13 protein-coding genes are annotated in these 12,811 nt (G+C 58.3%); 4 read left to right on the top strand and 9 right to left on the bottom strand.

The window, feature by feature from the left end:
- Nucleotides 1-41 precede the first annotated feature (41 nt).
- The 5 genes from AAFX04_05250 to hisI form a co-directional block, all read right to left on the bottom strand.
- Nucleotides 42-272, bottom strand: coding sequence for a hypothetical protein (locus AAFX04_05250; protein MEO1044828.1), 231 nt, complete (start codon nucleotides 270-272; stop codon nucleotides 42-44).
- Between the two features lie 255 nt (nucleotides 273-527).
- Nucleotides 528-2,330 carry an acyl-CoA dehydrogenase C-terminal domain-containing protein gene (locus tag AAFX04_05245; protein MEO1044827.1) on the bottom strand — a complete coding sequence of 601 codons (1,803 nt, stop codon included), beginning with the start codon at nucleotides 2,328-2,330 and terminating at the stop codon, nucleotides 528-530.
- Nucleotides 2,331-2,441: 111 nt separating this feature from the next.
- On the bottom strand, nucleotides 2,442-2,882 hold the full coding sequence (locus AAFX04_05240; GenBank protein ID MEO1044826.1) for a MerR family DNA-binding transcriptional regulator: 441 nt from the start codon (nucleotides 2,880-2,882) through the stop codon (nucleotides 2,442-2,444).
- A 70-nt stretch (nucleotides 2,883-2,952) separates the two neighbouring features.
- A complete protein-coding gene (locus AAFX04_05235; GenBank protein ID MEO1044825.1) occupies nucleotides 2,953-3,507 on the bottom strand; it encodes a hypothetical protein in 555 nt (184 codons plus the stop codon).
- On the bottom strand, nucleotides 3,504-3,875 hold the full coding sequence (gene hisI / locus AAFX04_05230; protein MEO1044824.1) for a phosphoribosyl-AMP cyclohydrolase: 372 nt from the start codon (nucleotides 3,873-3,875) through the stop codon (nucleotides 3,504-3,506). Before hisI ends, AAFX04_05235 begins: the two co-directional genes overlap by 4 nt.
- Before the next feature lie 173 nt (nucleotides 3,876-4,048).
- Between hisI and purF the strand changes: the two genes are divergently transcribed.
- Together purF and AAFX04_05220 are read left to right on the top strand one after the other, a co-directional pair.
- A complete protein-coding gene (purF, locus tag AAFX04_05225; protein MEO1044823.1) occupies nucleotides 4,049-5,506 on the top strand; it encodes an amidophosphoribosyltransferase in 1,458 nt (485 codons plus the stop codon).
- A gap of 5 nt (nucleotides 5,507-5,511) precedes the next feature.
- The gene (locus AAFX04_05220) at nucleotides 5,512-6,234 is read left to right on the top strand and encodes an SDR family NAD(P)-dependent oxidoreductase (protein ID MEO1044822.1); all 723 of its coding nucleotides are present in this window, start codon (nucleotides 5,512-5,514) and stop codon (nucleotides 6,232-6,234) included.
- 25 nt (nucleotides 6,235-6,259) lie between these two features.
- Here the strand turns inward: AAFX04_05220 and AAFX04_05215 are convergent, their stop codons facing one another.
- The 4 genes from AAFX04_05215 to AAFX04_05200 all read right to left on the bottom strand — a co-directional run bounded on the left by AAFX04_05215 (nucleotide 6,260) and on the right by AAFX04_05200 (nucleotide 11,143).
- Nucleotides 6,260-7,489: a serine hydrolase gene (locus tag AAFX04_05215; GenBank protein ID MEO1044821.1), complete on the bottom strand. Its 1,230-nt coding sequence runs from the start codon at nucleotides 7,487-7,489 to the stop codon at nucleotides 6,260-6,262.
- 37 nt (nucleotides 7,490-7,526) lie between these two features.
- On the bottom strand, nucleotides 7,527-8,759 hold the full coding sequence (locus AAFX04_05210; GenBank protein ID MEO1044820.1) for a cyclopropane-fatty-acyl-phospholipid synthase family protein: 1,233 nt from the start codon (nucleotides 8,757-8,759) through the stop codon (nucleotides 7,527-7,529).
- A 166-nt stretch (nucleotides 8,760-8,925) separates the two neighbouring features.
- Nucleotides 8,926-9,705: an SDR family oxidoreductase gene (locus tag AAFX04_05205; GenBank protein ID MEO1044819.1), complete on the bottom strand. Its 780-nt coding sequence runs from the start codon at nucleotides 9,703-9,705 to the stop codon at nucleotides 8,926-8,928.
- Between the two features lie 37 nt (nucleotides 9,706-9,742).
- The gene (locus tag AAFX04_05200) at nucleotides 9,743-11,143 is read right to left on the bottom strand and encodes a deoxyribodipyrimidine photo-lyase (protein MEO1044818.1); all 1,401 of its coding nucleotides are present in this window, start codon (nucleotides 11,141-11,143) and stop codon (nucleotides 9,743-9,745) included.
- Between the two features lie 158 nt (nucleotides 11,144-11,301).
- Here AAFX04_05200 and AAFX04_05195 point away from each other — a divergent pair, with 158 nt between their 5' ends.
- Both AAFX04_05195 and AAFX04_05190 read left to right on the top strand, forming a co-directional pair.
- Nucleotides 11,302-12,306, top strand: coding sequence for an alpha/beta hydrolase (locus AAFX04_05195; GenBank protein ID MEO1044817.1), 1,005 nt, complete (start codon nucleotides 11,302-11,304; stop codon nucleotides 12,304-12,306).
- A complete protein-coding gene (locus AAFX04_05190; GenBank protein MEO1044816.1) occupies nucleotides 12,303-12,803 on the top strand; it encodes an RNA pyrophosphohydrolase in 501 nt (166 codons plus the stop codon). The genes AAFX04_05195 and AAFX04_05190 overlap by 4 nt, the downstream gene beginning before the upstream one ends.
- Nucleotides 12,804-12,811: the final 8 nt, after the last annotated feature.

Genomic DNA, 12,811 nt, shown 5'->3' with positions numbered 1-12,811 from the left:
AGACTCGCGTCCCCGGCCCTTTGTTTTAGCGTGACAGACGATTAGTCGTCATCACTGCCTTGCTGCCCGTCCTGCTCGAACAGGTCGGGCTTGCCGTCGGCATCTGTATCCCAGGCGTCGGGCTGACCATCACCGTCACGATCCCAGGCATCGGCTACACCATCACCATTGGTATCGATCGTGGCCGGAGGATAATCGTCCTGAGCCACGGCCGGTGCTGCCGCCAGCGAAGCCGCCAATGCCACAGCGCTTACTGCAAAGAAATTACGCATGCTGTCTACTCCAATATTGTCACGCCCCGCGGTACAAATACCTCTGTGCCGTGCCATTGTTCTGCCTTATGCGACTGGCGGCATCAGAGCCGGGATGAACGCGAAACCCCCGTTACCGGTCGCTTCCAGCTACCAGTTGGACGACATTAGCGGACAAAGATTAACAAGTGACAGGAGAGTAATATTAACAAAATGCATCGGAGTCGGTCCGTTTCCAAACCGAATCCGGTGCATCGAAGACTATAGGGATGCGGCTCAGGCGGCGGCGAACATCTCCGGCTCAAGCGCCATGATAGCATCACCGCCGGCCTCGATCTTGCGGCGCAGCGCACCTGCATCCGGCATGATCCGTTCGGCGAAATAACGTGCCGTCGCCAGCTTGGTTTCGTAGAATTTGGCGTTGCCGCTGCCATTGGCCAGCGCTTCCTGCGCCGCCTTGCTCATGCGCAGCCACATCAGGCCAAGCGATACAATACCCATGATGTGCATATAGCTGTGCGCACCTGCGCCGACATGATTGGGGTTCTGCATACCGTTCTGCATGAACCACATGGTTGCCGCTTTCAGTTCGCCATTGGCTTTTTCCAGACGTGCCGCAAAATCGGCCAGTGCAGCATCTTCCTTGGCAGCAGCGCACTCCTCATCGACGACCTTGAAGAAAGCCTGCACTGCCCGGCCACCATTTTGTGCCAGTTTGCGACCAACAAGATCCATCGCCTGAACGCCATTGGTGCCTTCATAAATCATCGCGATACGCGCATCGCGGACATATTGCTCCATGCCCCACTCGGCGATGTAGCCATGACCGCCATAGACCTGCTGCATATTGGTGGCGATCTCATAGCCTTTGTCGGTGCCGTAACCCTTGATAACCGGGGTCAGCAGACTGATCAGGTCATCGGCCATCTGCCGCTCTTCCTCGGTCTGCGCCTTGTGCGTGAGGTCAACTTGCAGCCCGCCCCACAGAATCAGCGCGCGCAGGCCTTCATTGATGGCTTTGCCTTCCATCAGCATACGACGCACATCGGGATGCACGAACAGCGTATCGGCCTTCTCGTCCTTGTCCTTGGCACCATCGAGGGCGCGGCCCTGACGCCGGTCACCGGCATATTGCACGGCATTCTGGTAAGACACTTCGCCGACGCCCAGCCCCTGAAGACCGACGCCGAGGCGTGCTGCGTTCATCATGATGAACATGGCAGCAAGACCCTTATTCTCTTCGCCGACCATATAGCCGGTCGCGCCATCATAGTTCATGACGCAGGTGGAGTTGCCGTGAATACCCATCTTATGCTCGATGGAGCCACAGGAAACACCGTTGCGCTCACCCAGCGAACCATCTTCATTGACCATGAATTTGGGTACGATAAACAGCGAGATACCCTTCACGCTGTCCGGTGCATCCGGCGTCTTGGCCAGAACCAGGTGAATGATGTTTTCGGTCAGGTCATGCTCGCCGGAGGAGATGAAGATCTTGGTGCCGGTAATCTTGTGGCTACCATCCGCCTGTGGCTCGGCCTTGGTACGGATCAGACCCAGATCGGTGCCGCAATGCGGCTCGGTCAGGTTCATCGTGCCACCCCATTTTCCGGAGATCATATTAGGGGTGTATTTCTGTTTCTGCTCCTCGCTACCCTTGGCGAGGATCGCCGAAACCGCACCATGGGTCAGGCCCGGATACATGCCAAATGCCATATTGGCCGAGGTCATATATTCCTCAAAAGCAAAGCCGATGACATGCGGCATGCCTTGCCCGCCAAATTCTTCCGGCGAGGTCAGTGTACCCCAGCCCGCCTCGCAATATTGATCATAAGCCGCCTTGAAACCCTCCGGCGTCGATACCGAGCCATCATCATGTCGGGTGCAACCCTGCTGGTCGCCAATCTGGTTAATCGGGAAAATCACTTCCTCGACAAATTTGCCGCCCTCGGTGAGCACCGCTTCAACCATATCGGGAGCGGCATTTTCGAAACCCGGCAGGTTGGAATATTTCTCAAGGCCGAGAACCTCATCAAGGATGAACTTGGTATCACGAACGGGGGCATTATATTTGGGCATGGTTTCTCAAGTCCTGCATGGTTGCTGTCTGTTTACTGATAAATCATGGGCGGCCTGGCCAGCTTAATATTCCTGTATCACGAAGTAGCTGCTGCTTGAACAGTTTGCGTTTCAGACGCTGGCTTCAGCTCTCTCCTGTTCGCGGTCGACGGCCTTGACCATCTCCACGAACGACGCGAGTTCCTTGATCGAGCTTTCAATGTCCTTTTTCTGCTTCCTGAGCAGATCGATACGCTCCTGGCATTTCTCTATGGTCACCCGGCGCTGTACCGCTCGGCCATCATCCAGATCGTATAGGTCGATCATCTCACGAATTTCGGCAAGGCTGAAGCCGACATTCTTGGCGCGCATGATCCAGGCCAATCGCGCCCGGTCCCTCTTGTCATAGACACGGGTCAGGCCATTGCGTTCGGGCGCAATCAGACCTTCATCTTCATAGAAGCGCAGCGCTCGGGCGGTGACACCGAATTCTGCGGACAGGTCGGAAATGGAATAATGTTCCCGATTATGGATATCGGGGGTTTCGATGCGGGCATGATCATTTGCTGACATGGCGACTGCATACATTACCTTAACGTAAGCGTCAAGAAGGTCATGCCTTCACCAAAACATCCGGGATCGCCTATTTCGCCGACGCCGTCTCTATTTTGCACAGAGATTCAATGTCTCGCCCTTTGGCCCGCAATGCTGCATCCGCACTGTCATCGATCAGCGGTATTTCCACCCCGGCAAAACTGGCCCGCGGCGAACACATGCTCGCGCAATCATCCTCAACTATTCCGGCAATCTGCAGCTCTGCACCATCAAAGCGGGCCTCCAGGATACAGCTGTTCTTCCCCTCGCCATCGGTGAGGCGCATGGTCACTTGTCCTTGCGCCATACTGGCTTCACCTGTGGCCTCGCACTGGCTGTTGGCGCCGAACACTGCCAGCAGGCCGACCTGATAGCTGCCATCATCGCGGCGTATTGCGCAGAAGCGGTCGCTGCCCAGCCCGGTGTCATTCTCATACAAACCTTGCAGGTCGAGCGCGGCGGGATCAACAATTACCCCGGCGGCTATGGCTGCGTCATCGAGACTGCTGCCCTCGCCTCCGGTTTTATCTCCGCTGCCGACGCCACAGCCTGACACTATCAGACAGCCCGAGATAATCAGACAAAGGCTGTCATACCGGCTCATAGCGGTTCCAGCCCTTCATCGGTCAGCCGCCGATAGAAGCAGGATGGCACCCCTCTGTGACAAGTCGGCCCATCGGGATTGGCACTGATCCACAGCGCATCCTGATCGCAATCGACCTTGATCTCCACGACATTGAGGAAATGCCCTGATGTTTCGCCCTTGAGCCACAATTTCTTGCGTGAGCGCGACCAGAAATGCACTCGCCCGGTTTCGCGCGTCTTGCGGATTGCCTCTTCATTCATGAAAGCCACCACCAGCACGCCGCCATGATCGGCATGTGTCACGATGGCGGGTAACAGCCCATTGGCATCGAATTTGGGCATGAAAACCGATCCGGTTTCGATATCTTCCTGGCAGCACTGGCTCATATTCGGGTCCATTCTTTCTTCGCCATCCCACTATCGGTTCAGACGCATAGCGTCCAGCAGCGATGGTCAGGAAGTTTTCTGAAGATTTGTCAGTTTTATGACAGAGTAATGCGAGACAAAATGCCTGCCCCTATCTATAAGGCCTCCGAAGACGGCGGGAGGATTCGGCGGCCATGCTCACCACGCACCCTTTTGACGATGACAAGCTACGCGAGGAATGCGGCATTTTCGGCGTCGCAGGCGCCGAAGATGCGGCAGCGATGACCGCGCTTGGCCTGCACGCATTGCAGCATCGCGGCCAGGAGGCCGCGGGTATTACCAGCTTCGATGGCGAGCATTTTCATACCCATAGAGCGCTGGGAAGGGTTGCGGGCAATTTTGACAATCCGCAGACCATGGGGCCCCTGAAAGGCAGCCTTGCGGTTGGCCATGTGCGCTATTCCACCACCGGCGAGACGGCGCTGCGCAATGTCCAGCCACTCTACGCCGACCTTGCTTCGGGCGGCTTTGCCATCGCCCATAACGGCAATATTTCCAATGCGGTGAAACTGCGCCGCGATCTGGTACGCGACGGTTCGATCTTCCAGTCGACATCCGATACCGAGACGATCATCCACCTCGTCGCGACCTCGCATTATCGCAGCCTGATCGACCGGTTCATCGATGCGCTCAAGCGGGTCGAGGGCGCCTATTCTCTGATCTGCATGACCAGCGAGGGTATGATTGCCTGCCGTGATCCGCTGGGTATCCGACCTCTGGTCATCGGACGGCTGGGCGATACCTATATCTTTGCCTCGGAGACAGTGGCGCTCGATGTCGTCGGTGCCGAATATCTGCGCAGCGTCGAACCGGGTGAACTGGTTGTTGTCACTGGCGGCGTGATGCGCTCGCACCATCCGTTCCAGAAGCTCAGCCCACGCCCGTGCATTTTCGAACATGTCTATTTTTCGCGCCCCGATTCGATCGTCGACGGTTCCTCGGTCTACAGCGTGCGCAAGGCAATCGGTGCCCAGCTCGCCGATGAAAATCCGGTCGATGCCGATCTGGTGATCCCGGTACCCGATAGCGGTACCCCGGCGGCGATCGGCTATGCCCAGGCATCGGGGCTGCCGTTCGAGCTCGGTATCATCCGCTCGCACTATGTCGGCCGCACCTTCATACAGCCTGGCGATGGCGTGCGCCATCTCGGCGTCAAGCTGAAGCATAACGCCAATCGACCACTGGTCGATGGCAAGCGGGTGGTGCTGATCGACGACTCTATCGTCCGTGGCACCACCAGCTCGAAAATCGTCGAGATGATGCGCGATGCCGGTGCTGCTGAAGTGCATATGCGCATCGCCAGCCCGCCGACCATGCATAGCTGCTTCTATGGTGTCGATACCCCCGAGCGTGAAAAGCTGCTCGCCGCGAAACGCAATGTCGAGGAAATGCGTTCCTATATTCGCGCCGACAGCCTTGCATTCCTGTCGATCGAAGGGCTGTACCGCGCTGTCGGCGAAGCCGAGCGCGACGACAATAATCCCAGCTATTGCGATGCCTGCTTCACCGGCTGTTACCCGACGCGGCTGACCGATCTGGAAGAACGCGAAAGTCCGGACCAGTTCAGCCTGCTGGCCGAGCGTGTAGGATAAACTTCATGACAGAAACGAATGAAAACAAGCCGCTTGCCGGCAAGCTGGCCGTTGTTACCGGCGCCAGTCGCGGCATCGGTGCGGAAATCGCCAAAGCGCTCGCCGGTCGCGGCGCGCATATCATCCTCACGGCGCGCACGGCCAAGGGGCTGGAGGATGTCGAATCGGAGATTTACGATGCCGGCGGTCAGGCAACCATTGCCCCGCTCGATCTTGCTGATGGCGACTCGGTGGCGCGGCTGGCGGCGGCGATCAGCGGCCGCTGGGACGCACTGGATTATCTGATCCTCAACGCCGCAATGCTTGGGTCGCTGGGACCGGTGCCGACCCAGGATGGCAAGGAGCTGAACCGGCTGTTCACGCTCAACGTGCTGGCACAGCAGGCGCTGATTGCCGGTTTCGACCCGCTGCTGCGCAAGAGCGAGGCCGGGCGCGTGGTCGCATTGACCAGCTCGGTCGGCCGCAAGCCGCGCCCCTTTTGGGGCGCCTATGGCGCTACCAAGGCGGCCTTGGAAACCATGGTGACGAGCTATGGCGAGGAGATGCGCAACCTTAGCAATGTGCGCACCGCGATTGTCGACCCGGGCCGCACCCGCACCAAGATGCGCGCCGAAGCCTATCCCGGCGAAGACCCGCTATCGCTCAAGACACCCGATGTGGTTGCGGTGCAGATCGCCGCTATGCTGATCGCAGATTTCGAGACCAATAGCCGGCTTGAGATCGATTAAATCCGCCCCGCTTGCGGGGAGGATATCACTCCCCTTCCATAATCGCCTTGTCCATCACCGACTCGCTGTCGATCGCTGCCTGCACAGCGCGGAAGAAACGGTTGCGTTCCAGTGACAGACGTTCATCGGTCGCATCGGGATAATTGCCGCTGGTGGCAATCACCAGCTGACGACCGGGATCGATGAAGATGCTCTGCCCGAAAATTCCGCGCGCGGTGAAACTGCCGTCATCATAGGTCCACCATTGATAGCCATAGCCCTGCCCGGGTACGCCGATATCGGCCTGCTTTGTCCCGGCTTTGGTGAACCAGCCTTCGGGTACTACCTGCTTGCCATCGGCGACACCACCACCGGCGACAAACTGGCCGAGTAGCGCATAGTCGCGCAGCGAAGCCGAGATACAGCAGCCGCCAATCTCGAAGCCGCCATCGTTCAGAATCCACTCGGCATCCATCTGCATGCCATAGGGTGCCCAGACCTTCTCGGACAGATATTCGGCCAGCGTCTTGCCGGTTGCCTTGGACACCAGCACCCCGATCAGGTTTGTCTCGCCGGTGTTATACTGCCAACGCGTACCCGGCTCCGCCTCGCGCTCGAGTTTCGCCATATAGGTCAGGATCGGGTTGTCGCCATCCTGCGATTTGGTGAGGTTGAACTTGGCAACATCGGACTCCGGATCGGTATAGTCTTCATTCCATTTGACGCCTGAAGTCATGGTTAGCAACTGCTCGACGGTAACGCCGTCGTAACCGCTGCCTTCCAGCTCGGGGATATATTTGGTCAGCGGATCATCGAGCGATTCGATATAGCCATCCTGCACCGCGGCCCCGACCAGAGTCGAAACAAAGGACTTGGCAACCGAGAAGCTGGTCCAGCGACCATCGGCGGCATAATCGAGGCTATATTCTTCCAGCCTGATCTTGCCATTGTGCAGCACGATGATCCCGGCAGCACGCTGGTCCATCATATATTGGGTGAGATTCCATTGCTTGCCATTGTCACCGGCCCATGTGCCCAGCTCCAGCGGCTCGCCCGCTGCCATGTCATAGCTTTGCTCGCCAGCAGAAATGGTGCGGGTCGTTGTCAGATTCTCCATCTGGCGAAACGCATTGTCGCGCTGATCCTGGGTCCAGAACAGCACGTTATCGTCCGTTGGCAGACCGGCGGCATCGGCTGCAACCTGCTTTACCTGTTCGCAGGCCGAAAGCCCGCCCACCATTGCCACTGCTGCCAGCAGCACACCCCATTTTTTCATATAATCCTCCGAAATACATCGCGCTGTTGTGGCGAATTTATTCTGCCTTGACCAGAGTCACCTGTGCGACATCGATGCCGCCGCCGCGAAAGCCGCCCTCGCAATACATCAGATAATAGCGCCATAGCTGCACGAAGCGCTCATCAAACCCTTCAGGCAAGCGGTCCTGCGCGACGGCGCTGTCGAAACGCAGCCGCCAGCGACGCAGCGTCTCGGCATAGTGCAGGCCGAACGGGATCTCGTCAGTCCATTGCAGCCCGCGCGCTTCAGCCAGCGCTTGGAACCTGCTGCGCGACAACAGCTGGCCACCGGGGAAAATATAGGTCTGGATGAAGTCGGCGCTGGCGGCATATTTCTCGAACACATCATCGGCGATAGCGATATATTGCAATGCCGCGCGTCCACAAGGCTTCAGCCGCGCCGCTATCTGGTCGAGAAAGGCAGGCCAGTATTCCTGACCCACGGCTTCGACCATCTCGACGCTGGCAATGGCGTCAAACTGGCCGGTAACATCGCGATAATCGGTAAGTTGATAGTCGAGCAGGTGGCGATGCGGCCCGGCATCGGCCTGGCATTTGGCTTCGTCCAATTGTTCCTGCGAGAGGGTTATGCCAGTAACATGCGCACCGGTCTGCCCGGCAATATGCCGCGACAGCGCTCCCCAGCCGCAACCAATCTCCCACACCCGGTCACCCGGTCCGACCTGCAGCCGCTCTGCAATGGCCTGCATCTTGCGCTGCTGTGCCTCTTCGAGCGGCTCGGTATCGGCGATAAACTCGGCGAACAGTGCACTCGAATAGGTCATGCTGTCATCGAGCCAGGCAGAGTAGAAATCATTGCCCAGGTCATAATGAAAGGCGATATTCTTCTGCGCACGGCTACGGCTGTTGCGGCGAAAAACATGTGCCAGCCGATTAACCATTCGCGCCAGGCCGGAGGCGCGCGCGGCGTCGCCCAGAGAAACCCGGTTGCGCATGAACAGGTCAAAAATCGGCACCGGGTCGGGGCTGGTCCATTCGCCCAGAGCCCATGCCTTGTACCAGCCGACCGAGCCGCTATGGCCCAGTCGCATCAGCGCGCGCCAGTTGGTAATGGTGACCTCAGCCGTAGGACCATCGCCACGGCCACCCAACAGGCGGTGTGTACCATCGGGCAGATGAGCCTCCAGCCGCCCTGCCTCGAGGCCTGCGTCAATACGATCCAGCGCCTTGTGAAAACCACGCCCGATCAGGCGTTCAATAGCACTGTCAAGTGGCCCCCAGCCTGTCATGAAGATGCGATCGGCATCGGTCAGGTGACGGCCCCGATGGGCTGAACCCGCCGCCGAATCCTGCAGCGGCTCCAATGGTGGTTGCTGTGCATTCATCGCCGCTGCTTATGCCGAAACCGCACCGTGCCCGCAACGGCATTATGGCATTATAATCCAGCCCGAGAACTTATCCGGGACTTGCAGCGCTGCCCGCCAGCAGGCCGCCATCGATGCTCAACTCACTGCCGGTGACATAGGCGGCCTCGTCGCTGGCCAACAGCACCGCCAAGGCGGCCACTTCCTCGACCATGCCGAAACGCTGCATCGGTGTATCGCTGACAATGGCCGCCATAGTGGCCTCGCGTTCAGCTCCCTCGCCCAGCATTGGTTCCCACATCGGCGTCAATATGGCTGCGGGGTGAATCGAATTGCACCGGATGTTCCAGCCCTGCTGCGCACAATAGAGCGCCACGCTCTTGCTGTGATTGCGGATAGCCGCCTTGGACGCGGCATAGGCCGCAGCGCCAGGAATACCGACCAGGCCCGAACGCGATGAGATATTGATGATCGCGCCGGCACCCTTGTCTTTCATCGCGCCAATGGCATAGCGACAACCCAGAAAGGTACCGTCGCTATTGACACGGTGCACCCGATGCCAGTCCTCGAGTGAAGCATGTTCGGGATCCTGTGGCGCTGCACTGTCTTCAAAACCGGTGATGCCAGCATTGTTGACCACCACATCCAGCACTGGAACAGCCTTGGCTAGCCGGGACCAGTCCGCCTCGCTAGCTACATCGAGATGGTGATAGTCTGCACCGATTTCCATTGCCAGTTGCTGTCCCGGAGGATCGTTAATATCGGTCACGACCACCTTCGCATCCTGATCGGTGAACGCCCTCGCAATGGCCGCTCCGATGCCGCGTGCAGCCCCGGTGATCAAACATATCTTGCCGGTTAATCGCGGCATATGTCGCACTCCTCCCTCAAAAACGGCGGGCTATAGGCTATTCCTTCATTGCTGCATAGGCGTCCAGCGCACGTTGGCGGGCCTGTTTGTGAGGGATGATCTTACGCGGATAGCCTTTGGGACGGCAGCCATGTTCATCCGGGTCATGGATATAGGGCGCATCGAGACCGGCAAGTTCAGGCACCCATTGGCGGATATATCCCGCTGCATCGAATTTCTCCGATTGCGTCAGCGGGGCCATGATCCGCACAAACATGTTGCTGTCGACGCCCGTGCCCGCAGTCCACTGCCAGTTGGTGCTGTTCGATCCATAATCGGCATCGACCAGCGTGTCCCAGAACCATTTTTCGCCCTCTCGCCAATCGATCAGCAGATGCTTGATCAGGAAAGAAGCAGTGATCATCCGCACCCGGTTGTGCATCCAGCCAGTGCTCCAGAGTTCACGCATCCCGGCATCGACAATCGGGTAACCGGTACGGCCCTGACACCAGGCATCATAATCGGCTTTGACTTTGGGATTGGCCATGTCGCGCCAAGGAAAATTGTCAAACTGGTCGCGGGCATTCTTGCTGCCATAAACCGGATACTGGCAAATCACATTTTGCGAATAATCGCGCCAGACCAGCTCTTTCAAATAGGTTTCCACGCTGTCGACGCTGTGCTCGGCAATCATGCGATGCCAGATGGTAGCAGGTGAAATCTCGCCAAAATGCAGATGCGGGCTGAGTAGCGATGTGCTGACTTCGGACGGGAAATTGCGCCTCTCGTCATAGCGTCGTCCTTTGCCGACAAACATTTCGAGATTATCCAGCGCGCTCGCTTCACCCGGAGTCCACATATCGGAAAATCCGCTGGCCCAATTGGGCTTGGTTGGCAGCAGAGCCCAGTCTTCCAGAATATCACTCAATGGCCAGTTATCCGGTGCCGCTATTACCCCGGGTGCGGGTTGCGGATCGCCCGGCGGCATATGCTGGTTCAGCGCGCGCCAGAACGGCGTATAAATCTTGTACTGACCACCGCTGCCAGTGGTGACGCTGCCCGGTGGCATCAGATAATTGCCATGATGCAACTCCAGTGCGATCTTCCCCGGCAGGGCTTTTCGCAACGCTTTTTCCGCATTGCGCCACCAGGGCTCATAATGGTGCAAAGCGTGCACCGCAGCCGCGCCGGCCTGCTGGGCGATCTCGGCAATTATCTCCGCGCTATTGCCGCGCCGCAGGATTAGCTTCGAACCTTTTGCCGCAAGCGCCTTGCCCAGACTGTCAAGCGAATGGTGCAGCCACCAGCGCGACGCGCCGCCCATTTTGCGGTGCCTCGGCGTCTCGTCATCAAGGACATAGACCGGAAACACCGGCCCGGCCCGGGCGGCAGCGAGAAGCGCTGCCTGATCGGACAGACGCAGATCGCGCCGAAACCAGACGATTTGAGGAGCCGTCATCACCATGCTTTCACCATCACATGTTGAGCCATATGCCCGACATGCTCAGGAAAACGCCTATGGTGCCGGATGGTTGCATAACTATCTGTTCGGAATCCCCTTTCTGCTGGACCCTGGCTGCATCACCAACTAGCAAAAACCAAAAGCAGGAGAGAGATATGGCCACGCAGAGCAAAGTCGCCGAAACACAAGCCCCTTTTGTCCGACCCGATGTCCAGGCCTGCCTGACGATGATGGCCGCGATGGAAGGCCCGGCAATGAACGAGATGACGCCGGAAGAAGCGCGGCAGGCCTATCTCGCCATGCATATGCTGGCCGATGCCGAGCCGATCGAACTGGCGGTGATCCGCGATCTCACCTGCCCCGGCCCGGCAGGCGATATTCCGCTTCGGCTTTACGATAAACGAGCGGAACGCGATACCGCTGGCCCAGCGATTGTCTTTGTCCATGGCGGCGGTTTTGTGATCGGTGATCTGGCAACGCATCACAGTTTCTGCACTCTGCTCGCGGAGCAACTCGACCTGCCACTGATTGCCGTGGATTATCGTCTTGCGCCGGAAAACCCGTTCCCCGCCGCCGCCGAGGACGCCATTGCTGCGACGCGCTGGATTAGCGGGTCACCCGAAACGCTTGGATTGAACATTACCGGTCTTATTCCGGTCGGCGATAGTGCCGGTGGCAATCTGGCTATCGTTATTACACAGAGCCTCACCCAATCGCCCGCTAAGGTGCCGGTCACCGCGCAAATGCCTATCTATCCGGTTGTCAGCACTGATCGCGACTGGCCCTCCATGCGCGATTTTGCCGATGGCTATGTGCTGACCCGGGACGCGATGGAATGGTTTGACGCCGCCTATCAACCCGATGGTGACAGCGCGCATTATAATGTGCTGGATCAGGACCATAGCCAGACCCCGCCAACGGTCTTGATAACCACCAGTCTCGATCCGCTGCGCGATCAGGGGCGGGCTTATGGCGCGGCGCTGATGCAGGCCGGTGTCACCACCAGCTTTTACGAGGCTGAGGGCAATGTGCATGACTTTATCGCGCTCAGAAAGCTCATCCCCAGCTCCGTGCATGACTGCAACGCGATGATCGGACGGCTTAGCGGTGTCTTGAAAACGCTCGAAGCTTTGCCCGGAACCGGGGTTCCCGCAGCATGAGCAGACGGATTGTCAACGGCATAGATGTCGACACTCTGCCCTATCGTCCCTGTGCCGGAATCATGCTGGTCAACACCACCGGGCTCGTCTTTACCGGCCAGCGCCTCGACAATCCGGACAGCGATGCCTGGCAGATGCCGCAGGGCGGTATCGACAAGGGCGAGGATGCCGAAAGCGCGGCCTTGCGCGAGCTGGGCGAGGAAACTGGTGTGGCACCCGATAAGGTCAGTATCCTGGCCAGAACCAGTGATGAGCTTTTTTATGATCTCCCCGATGAATTGATCGGCAAAATCTGGAAAGGCAAATGGCGTGGCCAGCGGCAGATATGGTTTCTTATGCGCTTTCTGGGGGAAGACAGCGACATTGATATCGCTACCGATCATGCCGAGTTTTCCCGCTGGAAATGGGCCCAGCCCAAAGCGCTGCCCGACATGATTGTGCCATTTAAACGGCGGCTGTACCAAAGCGTGTTAGAAGAGTTTACACCGCTAATCTGAATCCTGCC

The organism is Pseudomonadota bacterium, from assembly GCA_039818985.1.
Taxonomy (GTDB): domain Bacteria; phylum Pseudomonadota; class Alphaproteobacteria; order Sphingomonadales; family Sphingomonadaceae; genus Alterisphingorhabdus.
This window is presented reverse-complemented; position numbering and strand designations above follow the sequence as displayed.